Source organism: Rhodococcus sp. Eu-32 (genome assembly GCF_003336925.1).
Taxonomy (GTDB): domain Bacteria; phylum Actinomycetota; class Actinomycetes; order Mycobacteriales; family Mycobacteriaceae; genus Rhodococcoides; species Rhodococcoides kyotonensis_B.
The window spans coordinates 26,910-46,148 of the sequence record NZ_QGNK01000006.1; the positions used below are offsets into that span (position 1 = coordinate 26,910).

Below are 19,239 nucleotides of genomic sequence, written 5' to 3' on the forward strand. Positions count from 1 at the left end.
AGCCTGATTCTTCTGCGGCCGCGCAGTTCTAGCGTTTCAGGCATGACAACACATCCGCCCGTCGCTCGGGTACACCAGGTTCGCAAAAGCTACGGGGACTGGGCGAACACCGTCCACGCTCTCGACGGCGTGTCCCTCGACATCCATCGCGGCGAGTTCACCGCGATCATGGGGCCGTCGGGCTCCGGCAAGTCGACGCTGATGCATGTCATGGCCGGCTTGGACTCGGTCACGTCCGGCTGCGTCGCGCTCGCCGACACCGACATCACCGATCTCGGCGACGACGCCCTCACCGAACTGCGGCGTCGGCAGATCGGGTTCATCTTCCAGTCGTTCAATCTCGTTCCGACGCTGGACGTCCGGGCGAACATCATGTTGCCGTTCGAGCTCGACGGCCGCGCACCCAGCGATGCGGAAGCGGCCTGGGTCGAGCATCTGATCTCGACGCTCGGACTCGGTGCACGAACGGGTCATCGGCCACATCAATTGTCCGGCGGACAACAGCAACGCGTCGCGATCGCTCGGGCACTCGGGTCGCGTCCACACCTGATCTTCGCCGACGAGCCCACCGGGAATCTCGACTCCCGCACCGGACGCGAAGTGCTGTCGCTGCTCGCCGCAGCCGTGCGCGAGTACGGACAGTCGATCGTCATGGTCACCCACGACCCCGTCGCAGCCGGATACGCCGATCGCATCGTGTTTCTCGCCGACGGACACATCGTCGACGAGCGTCGCCGATCGACACCCGAACAGATCTCCAGTTACATGCTCGCGATGGAGACGGCGGCATGAGGGCGATGACGAACTCGTCCGGACGACGAGAGCACGGTGCGAGCATTCTGGTGACGGCATTGGCGTCGTTCTTCGGTGTCGTCCTGATCCAGGCGACGGCGTTCCTGCTCGACATCTTCGGCGACGACGGCGAGGGCTCGGTCGCGATCGCACTGTACTGCGTCGCCATGGTCTTCATTCTGCTGGCGTTGTACGTTGCTGCGGTCGTCACGGCCAACACCTTCGGGGCCATCGTCGCGGGACGCACCAAAACCATTGCGTTGCTCCGACTTCTGGGCGCGTCCGGCCGCGAGCTACGCCGTTCGGTGTCGCGCGAAGGACTGTCCGTCGGATTCTTCGGAGCGGCAGTCGGACTCGTGGTGGGCGTCGCATCCAGCCACCTCGCGCGGGCGATTGCCGTGTCTGCCGGCAAGCTGCCCGACGTCGCCTACACGACGGTTCAGCCCCTGGTTGCGATGCCCGTCGTCATCGTCGTCGGAACCACGTGGGCCGCGTCGTACATCGGGGCGAAACGGGTACTGGACGTCACGCCGATCCAGGCCACCGGTGCCGTCGTCGACGTGCCAGGAGGCAATGCGCCACGACGCACCGCGCGTACGGCGTCGGCGATCGTCCTGATCGCGGGAGGCGTGATTCTGCTCGGCCTGGGTGTCGTCGTCGGAACCGTCACGCCCGCAGGTGTTCTCGTTGCGTTCGCCGGCGGGGCCGCGTCGTTCACGGGAGTCATGGTGGGTGCGCATCGGATCGTGCCGTGGTTGCTGCGGGTGGTGGGTCGACTGTTCGGAGCCTCGCCGTCGGCGCGGCTGGCGTCAGCCAACGCCACGCGGTACCCCGGACGGAGTACGCGCACCGCGCTGGGTCTGCTGATCGGCGTGACGCTGGTGGTGACGTTCTCCGTCGCGATGTACAGCTACCGGTCGATGCTCGAGAACGAGTTCAGCGCCGAGTCGCTCGATCAGGTTCTGACCGTCACCGTCGGCATCATGACCGGCTTGATCGGGTTCTCCGGTGTGATCGCCGCGGTCGGAATGGTCAACAACTTGTCGCTCAGCGTCATGCAGCGGACCCGCGAGCTGGGGCTGTTGCGCGCACTCGGCTTCACGCGCAAGCAGATTCGCAGCATGATCGTGTCCGAGAGCGCGCAGATGGTGATCGCATCGATGGGGTTCGGGCTGCTGCTCGGCATCGTCTACGGGTGGGCCGCGGCGCAGTCGCTGCTGGGGTCGATCGCGCAGTCGGGCATCACGGTGCCGACACTCCCGTGGGCCGTCATCGCGGGGACGGTGCTGTGCGCCGCAGTGCTCGCCCTCGTCGCATCGCTGGTCCCGTCGCGTCGAGCCACCAGGATCTCGCCGGTCGTCGCGCTGAGTGAGGCATAGCCACCCGTGCGTGGAAAATCGTAGCCCAGGCCAACTATTCGCGCACGGGCGGCGCAGCCGCCCTTCGCGCAAGGATCAACGCGAATCGATCCTGCGGATCGGTCCAGAACTCGTCGACGCGGAAGCCCGCGTCGACGAGTTCCTGTTCGATACCGTCGCGCCGGAACTTCGCCGAGATCTCCGTCCGCAGTTCCTCGCCGTCCTCGAAGGTGACGTCCAGATCGAGATCGTCGATCCGGACGTATTGTGTTCCCTTGGCACGAAGGCGCATCTCGATCCACTCGGCCTCGGGGTTCCACAGTGCGACGTGCTCGAACTTCTCGGGATCGAAGTCGGCACCCAGGCGAGAGTTGAGTACCGACAACACGTTCCGATTGAATTCGGCCGTGGTACCGATCGAGTCGTCGTAGGCCGGAACGAGAACGTCGGGCTCGATCACCAAACCCACTCCCAGAACGAGGAATTCGTCGGCGACGAGTGCCTGCGCGATGTCGGCGAGAAAGACCGCTCTCTCGTCGGGCACGAGGTTGCCGAGCGTGCCGCCGAGGAATGCGATGGTCCGACGTCCGTCGGCAGGCAAGTTGTGCAGCGTGTCGGTGAAATCGCTGACGATCCCCTGTATCTCGAGCGCGGGAAACTCCTGCGAGAGCTGCTCGATCGCTCCCGTCAACGCGGACGGTGACACGTCCTGCGGAACGTACTTGCGCAGCGAGCCGTGCTTCGTTCCGGCGGCAAGCAGCAGACGGGTCTTGTCCGACGAGCCGGAACCGAGCTCGACGAGAATCGCGGCGTCGGTGCGCTCGGCGATGTCGTACGCGTGCGCTTTGATGAGAGCACGCTCGGTGCGGGTCGGGAAGTATTCGGGGAGTTCGGTGATCTGCTCGAACAGCTCGCTGCCCGCGGCGTCGTAGAACCATTTGGGCGACAACCACTTCGGCGACGCCGTCAGACCCTGCCGCACATCGGCGCGTAGATCGTCGAGCAGCCGTTCCGGCGAGATGTGGACGTCGAGCGCGGTGTCGGACATGAGTCTCCTTCGGTCAAAGATCGGTGATGTCGATGTGACCCGGTCGAGCGCACACGAATCTGTGATCGCCGATCGGGGTCCACGCGGGGTTGTCGTCGAGCGGTTCGGACGCCACGGTGACGGAGTCGCCGGTGTCCAACACCGCGAGCGAGTGATACATGGTGGTGGCGTACAAGGTTCGGCCGTCGCCGAGAAGGAGATTGAGCCGAGGTTTCGGCGACGCGGCCTGAACTCGGGATGCCAACTCACGCAGGGCCTTCTCGGGTTCGTGGTCGCGCAGAAGGTGCCTCAGGATGACCCACAATGCGGCGGAATCCGTCGGAGCGGGCAGCGTCAACAGATCGAGCGTCGGGACCTCGGACGCGAGTTCGACCAGTACCTCGGGAAACCCGAACACGACCCCGTTGTGACTGAAGGCCCACGTGTCGTCGGTGAACGGCGCGCAGGCGCTGCGGTCGACCGGCATGCCGACCGTCGCGGACCGTACTGCGGCGACGACCGCCGTGGATTCGACGCCGGCCAGAACGTCGTCGACGGCAGGATCGGACCAGATCGGCATCGCATTGCGGTAGGAGGACACACCACCTCGACCCCACCACGCGGCACCGAAACCGTCGGCATTGATGGTTCCCCCGCCACGCATGTCCTTCGGTGCGTAGGACTGCACACGCAGAGAATGGGAACCGGCCGTCAGTACGTCACCGACCCCACGGAGGGGTCCGAGATAGCCCAGATGCCTACACATCGACGACGTCTCGCGCACAACGGATTCCGGAGAATATCTGCCTGCGAATCGGATGGTCCCAGTTGCGGAACGTGCCGCGGCAGGCGACCTCGTCGGTGCCGAAGGAACCACCGCGCAGCACGCGATAGTCCCCACTCCAGAACACCTCGGAGTACTCCGCGTACGGGAACGCCTCGAATCCCGGATACGGCTCGAAGCTCGACGACGTCCACTCCCAGACGTCGCCGATCAGCTGCTGCACGCCCTGTGCCGACGACCCTGCCGGGTAAGCGCCGACGTCGGCCGGCTCGAGATGTCGTTGACCGAGATTGGCGTGCGCCTCGGTGGGTTCGGCGTCGCCCCACGGGTATTTGCGCACTGTCCCCGACGTCGGGTCGAACCGCGCGGCCTTCTCCCACTCGGCCTCGGTGGGCAGACGCTTGCCTGCCCATCGCGCATACGCCTCGGCCTCGAAGAAGCACACGTGCACGACTGGCTGATCCGGACGTACCGGCGCCGAGACACCGAACGCCCGACGCCACCACGCACCGCCCGAGTCGCGCTCCCAGAATTGCGGTGCCTGCAGCTTCTCGGCGGTCCGATGCGCCCAGCCGCGTTCGCTCCACAGTTCGGGCCGTTCGTAGCCGCCCGCATCGACGAACGCGGTGTACTGCGCGTTGGTGACGGGGGCGACGTCGATCGCGAACGACGGCACGTACGTCGAATGTGCAGGCCGTTCGTTGTCGAGCGCCCACGGGTCGAGCGAGGTCCCCATCGTGAACTCCCCACCTGCGATGACGACCTCCCCCGACGCGGGCACACGGGCGGGCGGGGGCGGAGGCGCCGTCAGCACGGCAGGGCCGACGCGCAACTGATGCGTCGCCAACATCGTCTCGTCGTGCTGCTGTTCGTGCTGCGCGATCATGCCGAACGCGAACCCGTCGCGTTCGAGTCGACGGCCGTCCAGCGGGCTGGTGTCGAGCACGTCCCACACCTTGTCGCGCACCGTCGAGACGTACGCGCGCGCTTCGTCGGGCGTCAGAAGCGGTAGCGACGGTCGGCTCGACCTGGAGTGCTTGAACGCGTCGTACAGTTCGTCGATGTCGCAGCGCACCGGCTCACGGCCGCCGACGTCGCGAACCAGCCAGAGCTCTTCCTGGTTGCCGATATGCGCGAGGTCCCACACCAGCGGGCTCATCAGCGGCGAATGCTGTGCGATCAGATCCGTCTCGTCGACGCACTGAGTGAGGGCTTCGCTGCGGGCCCGGCTGCGCGTCAGGACCTTCTCGACGGCACTTCTCAGCTGCTCGGTCTCGGTCATACCGGCTCCCTGTCGGTCGAACGTCTCGGAATGGTCGACGTCGGTGTTTCGCCGCGGCGACATCGCTCGGCGGTGAGCATGAGCATCTCGCCGTACTCGACGGAATGTTCGGCGGCGAGGCGCAGCACATCCTCGGCCCCGTGCCGGAATTCGGCGTCGGCGAGGCCGACGCGGGCTGCGTCCGTCCACCGGCCCGACGTCGGACCTGCAATCGAACAGGCCGCGTCGGTGACGGCCGGGCTGGACAACAACGCGTCGAACGCGGCGGCAGGAACGACCCACTGATTGTCCGGCTGCGCGTCGAGATATCGGATCTCGAGATGCCCGCATGCCCGTACGTGCGGAAACAGCGTCGTGAGGTGGTAGTCCAGGTCGGCTTCGGTGGGACGACGGCCGATCGGTGCCTCGTCGGCGATCCAGTCCGCGAACGACATTCCGTCCGGGGCCTCCCAGTTCTCGGTCTCCCCGCGAATACACAGCAACGGCACGTCGACGGCCCAGGCTGCGTAGTCGGTCATGGGGTCACCGGTGCTCGGAACGTCGGTGCGCGACCCGTCCAATTCCAGCCATGTGCGCATGCGCTGCGACGCCCACCCGTCGTCCGGCGCGCCGTGCAGCCGCGGCGAACACGCGAAGGCCGCGACGAATGCAGGACCGATGGCCTCGAGCATCTGCCACCTGCGCGTGACGTCGGCGCGGTCCACCCCGGCGTCGACGCTGATCTGCGTCGCTGCGGTGTTGCACATCATCAATTTGCCGAACGGGCCGATGGTGGTGAAGCGGTTCTCCATCGCGCAGTAGCGCGGCAGAACCAGAAGGCGCCTCGCGGCACGCTCGGTGTCGGCGGGAATAGACGACAGGGCGACGCCGTGAGTGCGGAGCAGATCCTCGACGTGGAGGACGTCGGAATCGACTGCGTCCTGTAGTTCGCGCACCGAAGCGAACGGCGAGCTGGAAAGTTCTATCTGGCCGCCCGGTTCGATCGTGACGGCGCTTCCGCCCCGCAGAGGCGAGGCGGGTGAATCAGGTGAGATGCTGCGCGGCGCGAACTCCCCCAGAGCGGTCGCGAGATGGTCGATCGACGGCCTGTCGCCGTCGGCAGTGTGTGTCAGAAATTCCAATTCGGCACCGATGAGCTGCGGTGGACCGAGTTTGAAACAGACACTTGCGACATATGCTTCGGCCGCTGGGCGCGAACTCAATTCGAGGGACTTCTCGTTGGACGACATGGGAGCCTCCTAGCTCTCGTCTCCACTACCCCGGGTGGTTTCACCGAAAACGCGCGGGCCGTTGGCGCCCGCACGGCTTCCCGTGTGAAAGCCTGTCCTCGACACTAGCCACGAGTTCACCACAGCGCACCGACAAATACCGTCTCCGGAAGGCGCCGAGATGTTCGACCTGGACCGAATCCGTCGCGACACCCCCGCTGCAGAGTCCACCGTGTTCCTCGACAGCGCAGGATCCTCGCTCCCACCGACACCGGTCGTCGAGACCGCCGTCGCGCATCTGCGTCGGGAAGCGGAAGTCGGCGGCTACCGGGCAGCGAACGAACGCATGTCCGATCTCGCGGGCGTCAAGAGTTCGATCGCGACGTTGATCGGAGCACACGCGTCGGACATTGCTTTGAGCGACAGCGCAACTCGCGCGTGGAGCGATTTCTTCTATTCGATCCCGCTGGCCGAGGGCGATCGAGTGCTGCTGTGCGAGGTCGAGTACGCGAGCAACGCGATCGCGGCGCTGCAGCGGGCCGAGGCTGTCGGAGCCGTCGTCGAGTTCGTGCCGAGCGATCCGAGCGGGCAGATCGACCTCGACGCGTTCGAGAAGATGCTCGACGATTCCGTCCGCGTCGTCTCGCTCGTGCATGCACCGACCAACGGTGGACTGGTCAATCCGGCGCGTGAGGTCGCCGAACTGGCTCACCGCCACGACGCGCTCGTACTGCTCGATGCGTGCCAGTCGATCGGCCAGATACGCGTCGACGTGGACGAACTCGGTGTCGACGCACTCAGCGCGACCGGCCGAAAGTGGTTGCGAGGACCGCGCGGCACCGGATTTCTGTACATGCGTCCCGAGTTGGCGACGACCCTCGAGCCGCCCGCTCTCGACTTGCACAGTGCGCAGTGGACGGGCGAGAACGACTTCCGGCTCGCGCCCGACGTGACGCGCTTCGAGTTCTGGGAATGCGACGTCGCGGCCCGGCTGGCGTTGGGTACTGCCGTCGACTATCTGCTCGACATCGGCATCGACGACGTCCAGGACGCCGTCGTCGAACGCGCCGAGTATCTGCGCGCGGCGCTGCGCGGTGTGAGCGGGGTGACCGTGCACGACCTCGGTGAGCGCAAGAGCGGCATCGTCTCGTTCACCGTCGACGGCAAGGCGCCGATCGACGTACGCGACGCCCTCGCCCAGCGAAACGTGACGGTCACCGTCAGCCATCGGCGTTCGACGCTCGTCGACATGACACAGCGTGGGCTCGACGCCGTCGTCCGGGCGTCGCCGCACTACTTCGTCACCGTCGAGCAGTTGGACGAGATGGTTGCGGCGCTTCGCGCCTCGTGAGCGCGAATGTACAGCGGGCTATGTATTCGCGCGCACAGACGACGGAGGCGCCGATCACCGCCAACCATGTGATCGAGGCGTCGAACATCAGGAAAGCCCACACCATCGTCGTCGCGGGCGTCAGAAGCAGCAGACTGCTCGCGGTGGTCGCGCCGCGGCGTCGCACCACGAACAGGTAGACGCCGTACGCACCGAACGTCGACAGCACGACCAGCCAGCCGACGGCCACCCAGAATCCCGACGTCATGGGAGGCGCAACGTCGTCGGTGACGACGTTCCATGCCATGAACAACGTCGCCGCGACCGCGCCCTGAACGAACATCGCGAGCGGGATCGGATCGTTCGTCTGCATCCTGCGCTCGAGCACGGTGCCGACGGACAACGAGAGCATCCCGACGACCGGGAGCAGATACGCCGGCCACGCCGCGCTGCCGCCACCGAGGTCACCCGCGACGACGAGCATCACCCCGCCGAAGCCGACGGCCATCGCGACCGCACGCTCTCGCCCGAACCGCTCGCCGAGCAGACGCGTCGACAACGCGGCGACGACGAGTGGCTGCATCGCGGCGATCAGTGCGGACGTGCCGGCGGGGACCCCGGCCGCGACACCCGCGAAGATGCACGCGAGGTAGAGGAACTGGCAGAAGAAGCCGAGCACCACCTGTCTGCGAACGCTCGTCCACGTCGGGCGCAGTCCCCTGAACCAGCACCACAGCCCCAGGATCACGACGGCGACCATGTATCGCCAGCCCAACAGCGTGTTCGCCGACGTGTAGGCCGTCCCCAGTTCCGCGCCGATGAACCCGGAGCTCCACAGGATCACGAGAGAGATCGAGGCAACAACGTCCGTTCGAGTCATACCAGCGAGGTAACCATACAGGTCTGTATACTTGCAGTGGACCTGTGAAGGAGACCACATGACGAAGGCGCTCACGCCTGCCGGCGAACGCATCCTGACCGTCGCCAGCGCGCTGTTCTACGACCGCGGAATTCGTGCTGTCGGCGTCGACCTCATCGCCGACGAGGCAGGCACGACGAAGAAGACCCTCTACGACCGGTTCGGATCCAAGGACGGCCTGGTCATGCATTACCTGCAGCGGCGCTTCGAACGGTGGTGCTCTTTCGTCCTCGACTACCTGGAGCCACTGCCCGTGGGATCCGAGCGCATCCTCGGCGTCTACGACGCGTTGGCCGCGTGGATGCGCGACAACCATCGCGGATGCGGGTTCGTCAACGCGTTCGCCGAATACGGCGGCACGGACCACCCGGCACTCGACGTCATCCGCTCGGAGAAGGAGTGGACGCGGGCACTGTTCGAGCGCTTGGCCACCGAAGCAGGCCTGGCGTCGCCCCACGAACTCTCGGTGCGACTGTCACTGATCCACGAGGGTGCCGTCGTCATGAGCACCGCGGGAGCACGCGACGACGCCGTCCAAGTGGCGCGCGATGTCGCGACGCGACTCGTGCACGAAAATACGTAGCCACTGTGCATTTTCGTGCACGTGCGCCGCAGGCGCCCATGGTGTAAAGTACTCCGGGTTGTCTCGGCGAGGGTAGGTCCCCGACAGGAACTACCGTGATCGACGCGGCTCGGCCCCTGGGCCTTGCTCGTTCGTGTCTGCCCCGACGAAGCCAAGTCCACCCAGTGAATGCAGGAGCCGTTCTTCATGTCTGACACCAACAACCTCAAGGCGATCGTCCGCACCGAATTCGGCAAGGGCGCAGCTCGTCGCACGCGTCGCGACGGCCAGGTCCCCGCAGTTCTGTACGGACACGGCACCGACCCCCAGCACCTCGCGGTCGACTACCGCGCATTCGCCGCCATCCTGCGTAAGGACGGCACCAACGCCGTTCTGTCGCTCGACATCGACGGCAAGGATCAGCTGGCTCTGACCAAGTCGGTCGTCGTTCACCCGATCAAGCGCACCATCGAGCACGCCGACCTCCTCGTCCTGAAGAAGGGCGAGCGCGTCACCGTCGAGGTCAACATCGTCGTCGAGGGCGATGCAGCTCCGGGCGCACTCGTCACCACCGACACCGCAGCCGTCGAGATCGAGGCAGACGCGCTGTCCATTCCCGAGTCCCTCGAGGTCTCGGTCGAGGGCGCCGAGATCGGCACCCAGATCACCGCAGCCGACCTGACGCTGCCGTCCGGCGTCACCCTGGTGTCCGACCCGGAGACGCTGCTCGTCAACGTCGTCGAGGCTCCGTCCGAGGCTGCACTCGAGGCAGAGGCCGAAGGCGACGAGGCTCCGACCGGCGACGTCGTCGACGAAGAAGGGGCATCCGAGGAAAGCTCCGACGAGAGCTGATCTCACCTGCTCGAAACGCGCCGCTCCCCATGGTCGGGAGCGGCGCGTTTTTCGTTTCGCCGCTCGATGAGAAAGTATGAACACCGTGAACGACACCGCGCTGATCGTCGGCCTCGGCAATCCGGGCCCGCAGTACGAGACAACTCGCCACAACGTGGGCTTCATGGTCGCGGACGTACTCGCGGCACGCATCGGCGCGAAGTTCTCGTCGCACAAGAAGTCGAATTCCGATGTCGTGCAGGCACGTTCGAACGATCGCCCCGTCGTCGTCGCGAAGCCTCGGACGTTCATGAACCTGTCCGGCCAACCCGTCGCGGCGCTGGCGCGCTTCTTCTCCGTCGAACCGGCGAACATCATCGTGATTCACGACGAGCTGGACATCGACTTCGGCACCATTCGACTCAAGGTCGGCGGCGGCGAGGGCGGCCACAACGGATTGCGGTCGATCTCACAGCACCTGTCGACGAAGGACTACCAGCGCGTGCGCGTCGGCGTCAGCCGCCCGCCGGGCCGGATGGATCCGGCCTCCTACGTTCTCAAACCGTTCTCGGCCGCGGAACGCAAGGACCTCGGCGTCATCTGCGAGGAAGCCGCCGATGCGGCCGAACTGATCCTGCGCGTCGGACTGGAGGCCGCGCAGAATCAACTACACATGCGCTGACGCGCTCGTGCGTGCGAATGTGTAGCCCTCTATACATTCGCACGCACGACTAGCCCAGCAACGCAGCCGAATTCGCGCGACGCAGCTTCCCCGACGACGTCTTCGGAATCGAACCCGGCCCGAGCACGGCGACGGTACGCGGACGCACTCCGACCTCCGAGTACACCGCGTGCACGAGTTCGCGCTCGATGCGCTTGACCTCGTCGGGATTCTGATAGTCGTTCGTTTCGACTGCGACCGCGAAGCTTTCGCGCTTCTCCCCCGCGTCGAGCCGGATCGCGACGGCGTTACCCGGCCGCACTCCCTCGACCGACGCGGCGGCCCGCTCGATGTCGGTCGGATAGATGTTGCGGCCGCCCATGATGATGACGTCCTTGATGCGACCGCACACCACGACGAGTCCTTCTTCGGTGAAGTAGCCGACGTCGCCGGTATCGAGCCACCCGTCGGCATCCTGGGTGGGCACGGGACCCTCGACGGTGATGTACCCCGGCGTGACGGCCTTGCCGCGCACCTCGATGATGCCGACACCGCGCGGGGTGAGAACCTGCCCCTCCTTGTCGACGACGCGTCCCTCGAGCCCGGGAACCATCTTGCCGAGCGTCGCCATCCGCCGGACGTTGCCCTTCGTCGCGGGAACGGCACGGCCCATGGCTTCGAGCAGGTCCGCGTCGACGACGTCGAGAACCTGTCCCTGCCCCGGATCCGGAATGGACACTGCCAGCGTCGTTTCCGCCATTCCGTAGACCGGAGCAAGGGCATGTGGATCGAGCCCGTACGGCGCACCGGCCTCCGCCAACGCGATCATGGTGTCGGGGTCGACCGGCTCGGCACCGTTCCACGCGTACCGCAGTGTGCTGAGGTCGAGATCCATACCGTCCTCGGCCTGACGTAGTCGGCGAGCCAACAGCGAGTACGCGAAATTCGGTGCGGCCGTGACGGTTCCGCGATATTTGTGAATCAGCTTGGCCCACAACAGCGGTGAACGCAGGAAGTCGAGTGGCGTCACACTGACGACCTCGGCACCGACCTGCATCGGCACGGTCAGGAACCCGACCATCCCCATGTCGTGGAACAGCGGGAGCCAGCTGATCATGACGTCGGAGTCGACGTCGAACTTGATGCGATCGATCATCGCGTAGGCGTTGACGTAGAAGTTCTCGTGCGTGATCCGCACGGCCTTCGGCGACCCGGTGGATCCGGAGGTCAACTGCTGCAACGCGATATCGGACTCGTCGGTCGGAATCGGGTCGACGTCGCGACCGCCCCCCATGTCCTCGATCTTCAGCACCGTGATGCCGCGCTGCTCGAGCACCGGCGCGGCGATGTCGAACGGCGCGCCGAGGATCACCGCTTTCGCCTCGATCATGGTCACGACCGTCTCGGTGTCCTCACCCCACACCGCCAGATCGGTGCGCGGCGTCGGCTGATGCAGCATGGTGACCGAACCACCGCGCATCCACGCCGCCTGACACGCAGGGGCGATGTCGACGGGTTGACCGGCGAGAATGCCGATGGCGTCACCGTGGCCGATGCCCGCGTCGGCAAGCGCTCCCGCCATCTTGCGCGCCACCCGATGGATCTCGCCCCACGACTGCCGCAACGCCTCGTCGGGTTCACCAGTGACGAGCCCGCGGGGACTGCTCGCCGCCGTGGCGAACATTTCTTCCGTGAACTTGCTCATGGGCGTCTCCTCGCTCGTCCAGCGTCGCGCTTACGGGTATTCCATCGAAGCTCCGTACGGGAACCGTTACCGCTCCTGGCTCCGAGTACCCTGGTACCGGCAACAAACCCCACTCCACCCAAGAAGAGGTTCGCTTGAGTACGCCCGATTCGGTAGACGTCGGCACTACCCCCACCGAGTCGGCACCGAGCCAGCCGAAGAACGCGCACAAGGAACTCGCGTCCGAAGTCGCCCGTCGTCGCACGTTCGCCGTCATCTCGCATCCGGACGCCGGTAAGTCGACGCTCACCGAAGCGCTCGCACTGCACGCCCGTGTCATCTCCGAGGCCGGTGCCATTCACGGCAAGGCCGGTCGTCGTTCGACGGTGTCCGACTGGATGGAGATGGAGAAGGCCCGCGGTATCTCCGTCAGTTCCACGGCGCTGCAGTTCAACTATCAGGTCGATCCGACCGTGGACGACACCAACGTCATCAACCTCGTCGACACCCCTGGTCACGCCGACTTCTCCGAGGACACCTACCGCGTGCTGACGGCCGTCGACGCGGCCGTCATGCTCATCGACGCCGCGAAGGGCCTCGAACCGCAGACCCTCAAGCTGTTCCAGGTCTGCCGCCAGTTCGGTATCCCGGTCATCACCGTGATCAACAAGTGGGACCGCCCCGGCCAGTCGCCGTTGGAACTGCTCGACGAGATCGAGCAGCGCATCGGCCTGACGCCCACGCCGCTGTACTGGCCCGTCGGTATCGCGGGCGACTTCCGCGGGCTTCTCGACGTCCGGGCAGGCAACTACATTCGCTTCACGCGCACGGCAGGTGGCGCGACCATCGCCCCCGAGGAACTGCTCGACGCCGACGCTGCCCTCGCGCGCGAGGGCTCGGAGTGGGAGACCGCGCTCGAGGAGAGCGAGCTGCTCGTCTCGAGCGGACAGGCTCACGATCAGGAATTGTTCCTCGCCGGGCAGACGTCGCCGGTCATCTTCGGCTCCGCGATGCTGAACTTCGGTGTCCGCCAAATCCTCGACACGTTGGTCGCCCTCGCACCCGCGCCCGGCGCACGTGAGGACAACAAGGGCGGCACGCGCGAGGTCACCGACCCGTTCAGCGCCGTCGTCTTCAAGGTGCAGGCGGGCATGGACACCGCACACCGCGACCGTCTCGCGTTCATGCGCGTCGTCTCCGGCGTGTTCGAACGCGGCATGGTCGTCACCCACGCACAGACCGGGAAGCCGTTCACCACCAAGTACGCGCTGACGGTGTTCGGCCGCGAACGCTCCACCGTCGAGAACGCCTACCCGGGCGACGTCGTCGGCCTCGTCAACGCGACCGCGCTGGCGCCCGGGCACACGCTGTTCACCGACAAGAAGGTCGAGTACCCGCCGATCCCGTCCTTCGCGCCCGAGCACTTCGCGGCCCTGCGCGTCGACAGCGCGGACAAGTACAAGAAGTTCCGACGTGCCGTCGAGCAGATGGACTCGGAAGGCGTCGTACAGGTGTTGCGCAACGACATTCGCGGCGACGCCTCCCCCGTGCTCGCTGCCGTCGGCCCGATGCAGTTCGAGGTCGTCACGGCCCGCATGAAGACCGAATTCGGCGTCGACGCCCGTCTCGAGCCGCTCGGTTACTCCGTCGCGCGCCGCACCGACGCCGAGTCGGCCACCGAGCTGGGCCGTCAGCGCGGCGTCGAGGTCTTCACGCGCACCGACGGGGCGTTGCTCGCGCTCGTCAGCGACAAGTGGCGTCTGCAGTATCTCGAGAAGGAAATGCCGGAACTGACGCTAGAGCCACTGGTCGCCGCAGGCGAATAGTGCTCATCCAGCTGCTCGACGCGCAGGTATCCATCGCGGGTCATGCGATTCTCTGGCGGGAGATCATCGGAAACGGGTTCGGGTTGGCGTCGGCGATCGGCGGGATGCGACGCGTCGTCTGGGCGTGGCCGGTGGGCATCGTCGGCAACGCCCTGCTGTTCACGGTGTTTCTCGGCGGCGTGTTCCACACTCCGCAGGCACTCGACCTGTACGGCCAGGCCGGCAGGCAGCTGCTGTTCATCACGGTCAGCGTCTACGGCTGGTGGCGTTGGGCGCGAACCGCACGAACCCACGCACGGCCGGTGATGCCCCACTGGGCGTCGACGCGGGAACGCGTGGCGATGATCGCCGTCATGGTGGTGGGTACCGTCGGCTTCGCGCAGCTCTTCGACTACCTCGGCTCCTACGGAAAGTGGGCCGACGCCTGGATCTTCACCGGCTCGCTGCTGGCCACGTTCGGGATGGCCCGTGGTGCCACCGAGTTCTGGCTGATCTGGATCGCCGTCGACGCCGTGGGCGTTCCGCTCCTGTTCAGCGCCGGTTTCTACCCGTCGGCTGTGCTGTATCTCGTGTACGCCGCATTCGTTCTGTGGGGCTTCACAGCATGGTTTCGCATCCAGAATCGGAAAGAACGCGAGAAGATCACCCCTTAAACAGACGAAGTGTTATTCTTCCGAGGTCCGAACGGGCTTCGAGTTTGTTTAGAGCTCGAAGCCGAAGGGTTCATGCCGACGACTCGGGGTTGAAGATGACACAGGGATCCAGCTATCCGCTGGCGGGTATCAAGATCGGCCAAGCGCCGGCTCACCGGTTGACCACGCCCACTCCCACACTGGCTCCGGGAGTCTCCGCGGCCAAGTCCGACACTCCGGAATCGGTGGATCGCACGAGCACTTCGGCGCCCGCAGAAGCATCGCTCGACAAGGTGAAGCCCCAGGCGTCGGAGTCGAGTTCCCGCACGTCCGACGCGAAGAAGCATGTCGACACCACCAAGACCGAGCAGCCATCCCAGGAATCGAACGAGGTTGAAGTGACCAGTAGCGAGCAGATCTCCGAGCACGGCCTGCCCACCAACGGCCGGTCGAACACGCATGCATCGAACAGCACGAGCTCCTCGTCGAGCATCGGCCGCAGCGGTGCACCCGACCGTCGCACCGCCATGGGCGTCGCATCGGTCCGTATCGCCGGACGCTTGACGCAGAACGAGTTGGGCAGCCGCACCGGCGACATCCGCACTCCCGACACCTCCGTCGGCCCCGACGAGCTGCTGCAGCTCCTCGGTGAGTACCTCGTCTCCGGCGGACTTCAGAACCCGGAAATCCACGTCCGCTCCAACGGCCAGACCATCGTGCTGGATCTGCTCAACCCCGCCAAGGGATATCGCTGACCCTCCCCCTGAACGGGTGTGGACCTTCCGTCCGAGGGGGCCGGAAGGTCCACACCCGTGTGGGAGCTACTCCCGGCGTTCGAGCCGCGTCGGCTTGGCGGACGCGGGAATGTCTCCCGCCGGGCACGGCCGCTCCTCGGCCGTGAACCACCCGCGGTAGAGGAACAGACGACCCATCACCGGTGACGTCACCTCGATCTGGATGCGGTGTCGCTCCTCGTGTTCGTCCCACCATTCGCGACCGATGGTCGTCGCCGACGCGAGGTGTGGAGTGGGCACGCCCAGCACTTTCGGGGCGCCGCTCTCCAGAACCAGGCCACCGTCGTCGTCGACGCTGCACGTCGTGCGCACGATCATGTCCGAGTGAAATCCCAGGTAGTCCAGCGCATGCCCTGGACTCGTGGATACGGTCGGCGTCACCATCACCGAATTCATCCCCTGTGGCGAACCGGCGAACGAGAAGCGACGCACGAACGAGAGGGTGTCACGCCCGAGCTCGTCCACGTAGGCGTAGTTGACGATCGTGAACGGAACGTCGCGGGCCTTGCCTCCGGGGAACAGACCCCGTCGCGCCCCCAGCCACAACATCGGAGGCGGAATCAGCGCCGAGTGCGTCATCTCCTCCATGACGCCGACCCCGACCTGGCAACGCTCGTCGGACGCCGACAATCCGAAGCGCCACTGCACCTTCGGATGAAGTTCGTCGAAGGCATCTCCCAGGGCGGTTCGGACGACCGACGTCGTTGCTCGGGCCGTCGCGGCCGGTGTGTGCGATTCGCCAGATCCCATCTTCACACCGTACGCAACGATGCGACCACGCACGTCAGTCGAGTTCGGCGGCGAGCTCCATCCATCGCTCCTCGGCGACGTCCTTGTCGGCGACGACCTTCTTCAGTTCCGTGTCCAGCTCGACGAGCTTGCCCGGATCCGTCGCGGCCGCAGCGAGTTCGGCGTGCAGCGCCACTTCGCGATCGGACAGCCGTACGACGAGCTTTTCCAGCTTGCTCAGTTCCTTGCGCGCCGCGCGTTCCGATGCCGCGTCGCGCACGGCCTTCTTCGCCGGGCCACCGGTCGTCAGGGAATCCGGGGCCGCGTCCGCCGCCAGCACCGCGCGCCTGCGGAGGTACTCCTCGATGCCGCCCGGAAGATTGGTCAACTTGCCGTCGCCGAACAGTGCCCACGTCGAGTCACAGATGCGCTCGATCAGGTACCGGTCGTGACTGATGACGACGAGCGTGCCTGCCCAGCCGTCGAGCAGATCTTCGAGCTGCTGCAGCGTGTCGATGTCGAGGTCGTTGGTCGGCTCGTCGAGCAGCAGCACGTTGGGCTCGGCCATCAGCACACGGGTGAGCTGCAGGCGGCGTCGTTCGCCACCGGACAGATCGCCGACAGGAGTGCGCTGACGCGCAGGCGTGAACCCCAGCCGCTCCGCGAGCTGGCCTGCCGAAATTTCCTTGTCGCCCAGCGTGATTCGCTCGGCGACCTCCTTGACGGCTTCGAGTACCCGCAGGGTCTTCGGCAGGTCGTCCAACTCCTGCTTCAGCCAGCCGATCTTGACGGTCTGGCCCTGAATTCGCTTGCCCGCCGCGGGTTCCAATTCGCCGGCCAGCGTGCGCAGCAGAGTCGTCTTTCCCGAGCCGTTGACGCCGACGAGGCCGACGCGTTCTCCCGGCGCGAGACGCCACGTGAAGTCCCGCACCAGGACCCGGCCGTCGGGCGTCTCCAGACGCGCATCCTCGAGTTCGATGACGACACGTCCCAGCCTGCGGGTCGCGAACGACGCCAGCGCCACGGAGTCACGGGGCGCGGGGACGTCGGCGATCAGCGCCTCGGCGGCTTCGATGCGGTACTTCGGCTTCGACGTTCGAGCGGGCGCACCGCGGCGCAGCCACGCAAGTTCCTTGCGCGCCAGGTTGCGTCGACGTTCCTCCGACGCGTCGGCCTGACGAGCGCGTTCGGCCCGCGCGAAGATCCAGTCGTTGTAGCCACCCTCGTACGCTTCGACGCGGCCGCCGACGACCTCCCACGTCCGCGTCGCGACGGTGTCGAGGAACCAGCGGTCGTGTGTGACGACGACGAGTGCACTGCGTCGCGAAACCAGGTGCGCCGCAAGCCATTGCACACCTTCGACATCGAGGTGGTTGGTGGGCTCGTCGAGTACGAGAAGGTCGAGATCCTGTACGAGAGCTGCAGCCAGTGCGACGCGTCGGCGCTCGCCTCCGGACAGGTTGTCGATCGACGCGTCGAGACCCGAACTGCCCTCGGGACCGAGATCGGCGATTCCGATGCCCGTCAGGATGTTTCGAACGCGTGCGTCACCGGCCCATTCGTGTTCTGCCATGCCGAGCGGATCCAGAACCACCTGTCCGACGGTCGATCCGGGCGGCAGGACACCACGCTGCGTGACGACGGCCATCCGCAGTCCCCCGACGCGGCTGACGCGGCCCGAGTCCGGCGGTTCGAGCCCGGCGAGCACCTCGAGCGTCGTCGTCTTCCCGCCGCCGTTGAGGCCGACCATTCCGATGCGTTCGCCCTCCTGCACGCCGAGGGAGACACCGTCGAGAAGTGGCTTGACGCCGAAGGACTTCGAGACGTTTTCGAGGTTGACGAGATTGACCATCAGGAAAAACCAATCGATTCACTAGTAACGACACGAGCGCCGGGAACCGGACCGCTCGCAACACGCACGGTGCGGCACACGCCTGCACCGGACAGTTCGGCACCGACCGCGACGGCAGTGTCGGAGTCGGCACACAGAAACGCACACGTCGGGCCCGAACCCGACACGATGCCCGCCAACGCGCCTGCCGCGACACCCGCGCGCAAGGTACGACGCAATTGCGGGAGCAACGACACCGCGGCGGCCTGCAGATCGTTGCCGAGCAACGGCGCCAACGCCGTCGCATCCCCGGATGCGAGGGCATGCATCAGCTCTTCGGGTTCACCGATGCGCGGCGGTGAGCCCTTCTCGCGAAGTTCGTCCAGTTCGCGGAACACGGCGGGAGTCTGCAAGCCGCCTTTGGCGAGCGCGAGCACCCAGTGGAACGTGTTGCGCGACAACACGGGAAGCAGTTTCTCACCGCGTCCGGTTCCGACGGCGGTGCCGCCGTGCAGAACGAACGGCACGTCGCTGCCGAGCTGGGCGGCCAGGTCGGTCAGTTCCTCACGCGACAGATCGAGCTCCCACAGCGCGTTCAATGCGACCAACGTCGCCGCCGCGTCGGTGCTGCCACCCGCCATGCCACCGGCGACGGGGATGCCCTTGTCGATGGTGATGTCGACGAGCGGCTCGCGGCCGACCGCGCCGGCAAGCAGGACCGCGGCCTTCCACACGAGGTTGCGCTCGTCGGTCGGAACGGACGACGCGTTCTCGCCCCGCACGGACACCCTCAGAGCTTTCGCGGGCACGACCGAGACCTCGTCGGACAGCGACAGCGCCTGGAACACCGTCGTCAGCTCGTGATAGCCGTCGGCGCGCTGGTCACCGACCGACAGGTGGAGGTTGACCTTCGACGGCGCCCGAACGACGACGGGGCTGGGAACGACTGAGAGCACGAGAGTCAACAGTAGTGGAGAAATGCGACGACA

General features: G+C 66.1%; 18 protein-coding genes. 9 read left to right on the plus strand and 9 right to left on the minus strand.

Translation table 11 applies throughout. The features are described 5' to 3' along the window. Positions 1-42: 42 nt before the first annotated feature. Positions 43-792 (plus strand): ABC transporter ATP-binding protein, encoded by a 750-nt coding sequence (locus tag DK926_RS08995; protein WP_114330142.1) that lies wholly within the window; start codon positions 43-45, stop codon positions 790-792. Further along, positions 789-2,171, plus strand: coding sequence for an ABC transporter permease (locus DK926_RS09000; RefSeq protein ID WP_114330143.1), 1,383 nt, complete (start codon positions 789-791; stop codon positions 2,169-2,171). The genes DK926_RS08995 and DK926_RS09000 overlap by 4 nt, the downstream gene beginning before the upstream one ends. A gap of 34 nt (positions 2,172-2,205) precedes the next feature. Here the strand turns inward: DK926_RS09000 and egtD are convergent, their stop codons facing one another. The 4 genes from egtD to egtA are packed head-to-tail and all read right to left on the minus strand — an operon-like array spanning position 2,206 to position 6,472. Next, the gene (egtD, locus tag DK926_RS09005) at positions 2,206-3,198 is read right to left on the minus strand and encodes an L-histidine N(alpha)-methyltransferase (RefSeq protein ID WP_114330144.1); all 993 of its coding nucleotides are present in this window, start codon (positions 3,196-3,198) and stop codon (positions 2,206-2,208) included. A gap of 13 nt (positions 3,199-3,211) precedes the next feature. Further along, entirely contained in the window at positions 3,212-3,943 is a 732-nt protein-coding gene (gene egtC / locus DK926_RS09010; RefSeq protein ID WP_114330300.1) for an ergothioneine biosynthesis protein EgtC, read from the minus strand. After that, the gene (egtB, locus tag DK926_RS09015) at positions 3,936-5,243 is read right to left on the minus strand and encodes an ergothioneine biosynthesis protein EgtB (RefSeq protein WP_165839542.1); all 1,308 of its coding nucleotides are present in this window, start codon (positions 5,241-5,243) and stop codon (positions 3,936-3,938) included. The genes egtC and egtB overlap by 8 nt, the downstream gene beginning before the upstream one ends. After that, complete coding sequence (egtA, locus tag DK926_RS09020) at positions 5,240-6,472, minus strand: ergothioneine biosynthesis glutamate--cysteine ligase EgtA (RefSeq protein ID WP_114330146.1); 1,233 nt, start codon at positions 6,470-6,472, stop codon at positions 5,240-5,242. The genes egtB and egtA overlap by 4 nt, the downstream gene beginning before the upstream one ends. Before the next feature lie 160 nt (positions 6,473-6,632). On the opposite strand from egtA, the gene DK926_RS09025 reads away from it, so the two are divergent. After that, the gene (locus DK926_RS09025) at positions 6,633-7,802 is read left to right on the plus strand and encodes an aminotransferase class V-fold PLP-dependent enzyme (protein ID WP_114330147.1); all 1,170 of its coding nucleotides are present in this window, start codon (positions 6,633-6,635) and stop codon (positions 7,800-7,802) included. Here DK926_RS09025 and DK926_RS09030 read toward each other — a convergent pair. After that, entirely contained in the window at positions 7,753-8,661 is a 909-nt protein-coding gene (locus DK926_RS09030; RefSeq protein ID WP_114330148.1) for a DMT family transporter, read from the minus strand. The two genes, DK926_RS09025 and DK926_RS09030, sit on opposite strands and share 50 nt — an antisense overlap. A 58-nt stretch (positions 8,662-8,719) precedes the next feature. Between DK926_RS09030 and DK926_RS09035 the strand changes: the two genes are divergently transcribed. The 3 genes from DK926_RS09035 (at position 8,720) to pth (ending at position 10,775) form a co-directional block, all read left to right on the plus strand. After that, positions 8,720-9,283: a TetR/AcrR family transcriptional regulator gene (locus DK926_RS09035; protein ID WP_114330149.1), complete on the plus strand. Its 564-nt coding sequence runs from the start codon at positions 8,720-8,722 to the stop codon at positions 9,281-9,283. Between the two features lie 186 nt (positions 9,284-9,469). Further along, complete coding sequence (locus tag DK926_RS09040) at positions 9,470-10,114, plus strand: 50S ribosomal protein L25/general stress protein Ctc (RefSeq protein ID WP_174551389.1); 645 nt, start codon at positions 9,470-9,472, stop codon at positions 10,112-10,114. 76 nt (positions 10,115-10,190) lie between these two features. Then, positions 10,191-10,775 carry an aminoacyl-tRNA hydrolase gene (gene pth / locus DK926_RS09045; RefSeq protein ID WP_114330150.1) on the plus strand — a complete coding sequence of 195 codons (585 nt, stop codon included), beginning with the start codon at positions 10,191-10,193 and terminating at the stop codon, positions 10,773-10,775. 49 nt (positions 10,776-10,824) lie between these two features. Here pth and DK926_RS09050 read toward each other — a convergent pair whose 3' ends face one another. Further along, on the minus strand, positions 10,825-12,459 hold the full coding sequence (locus DK926_RS09050; RefSeq protein ID WP_114330151.1) for a fatty acyl-AMP ligase: 1,635 nt from the start codon (positions 12,457-12,459) through the stop codon (positions 10,825-10,827). A gap of 134 nt (positions 12,460-12,593) precedes the next feature. Between DK926_RS09050 and DK926_RS09055 the strand changes: the two genes are divergently transcribed. The 3 genes from DK926_RS09055 (at position 12,594) to DK926_RS09065 (ending at position 15,651) form a co-directional block, all read left to right on the plus strand. Then, positions 12,594-14,264, plus strand: coding sequence for a peptide chain release factor 3 (locus tag DK926_RS09055; protein WP_114330152.1), 1,671 nt, complete (start codon positions 12,594-12,596; stop codon positions 14,262-14,264). Further along, positions 14,264-14,917: a nicotinamide riboside transporter PnuC gene (gene pnuC / locus DK926_RS09060; protein ID WP_114330153.1), complete on the plus strand. Its 654-nt coding sequence runs from the start codon at positions 14,264-14,266 to the stop codon at positions 14,915-14,917. Before DK926_RS09055 ends, pnuC begins: the two co-directional genes overlap by 1 nt. Before the next feature lie 95 nt (positions 14,918-15,012). After that, positions 15,013-15,651 (plus strand): hypothetical protein, encoded by a 639-nt coding sequence (locus tag DK926_RS09065; RefSeq protein WP_068424040.1) that lies wholly within the window; start codon positions 15,013-15,015, stop codon positions 15,649-15,651. Between the two features lie 66 nt (positions 15,652-15,717). Here DK926_RS09065 and DK926_RS09070 read toward each other — a convergent pair whose 3' ends face one another. Genes DK926_RS09070 through DK926_RS09080 form a run of 3 tightly spaced genes read right to left on the minus strand, consistent with a single transcriptional unit; the run spans position 15,718 to position 19,206 of the window. Next, complete coding sequence (locus tag DK926_RS09070) at positions 15,718-16,440, minus strand: DUF4166 domain-containing protein (RefSeq protein ID WP_114330301.1); 723 nt, start codon at positions 16,438-16,440, stop codon at positions 15,718-15,720. A gap of 34 nt (positions 16,441-16,474) precedes the next feature. Beyond that, positions 16,475-18,271 (minus strand): ABC-F family ATP-binding cassette domain-containing protein, encoded by a 1,797-nt coding sequence (locus tag DK926_RS09075; RefSeq protein WP_068423957.1) that lies wholly within the window; start codon positions 18,269-18,271, stop codon positions 16,475-16,477. Continuing rightward, positions 18,271-19,206 (minus strand): 4-(cytidine 5'-diphospho)-2-C-methyl-D-erythritol kinase, encoded by a 936-nt coding sequence (locus DK926_RS09080; RefSeq protein ID WP_114330154.1) that lies wholly within the window; start codon positions 19,204-19,206, stop codon positions 18,271-18,273. Before DK926_RS09080 ends, DK926_RS09075 begins: the two co-directional genes overlap by 1 nt. Positions 19,207-19,239: the final 33 nt, after the last annotated feature.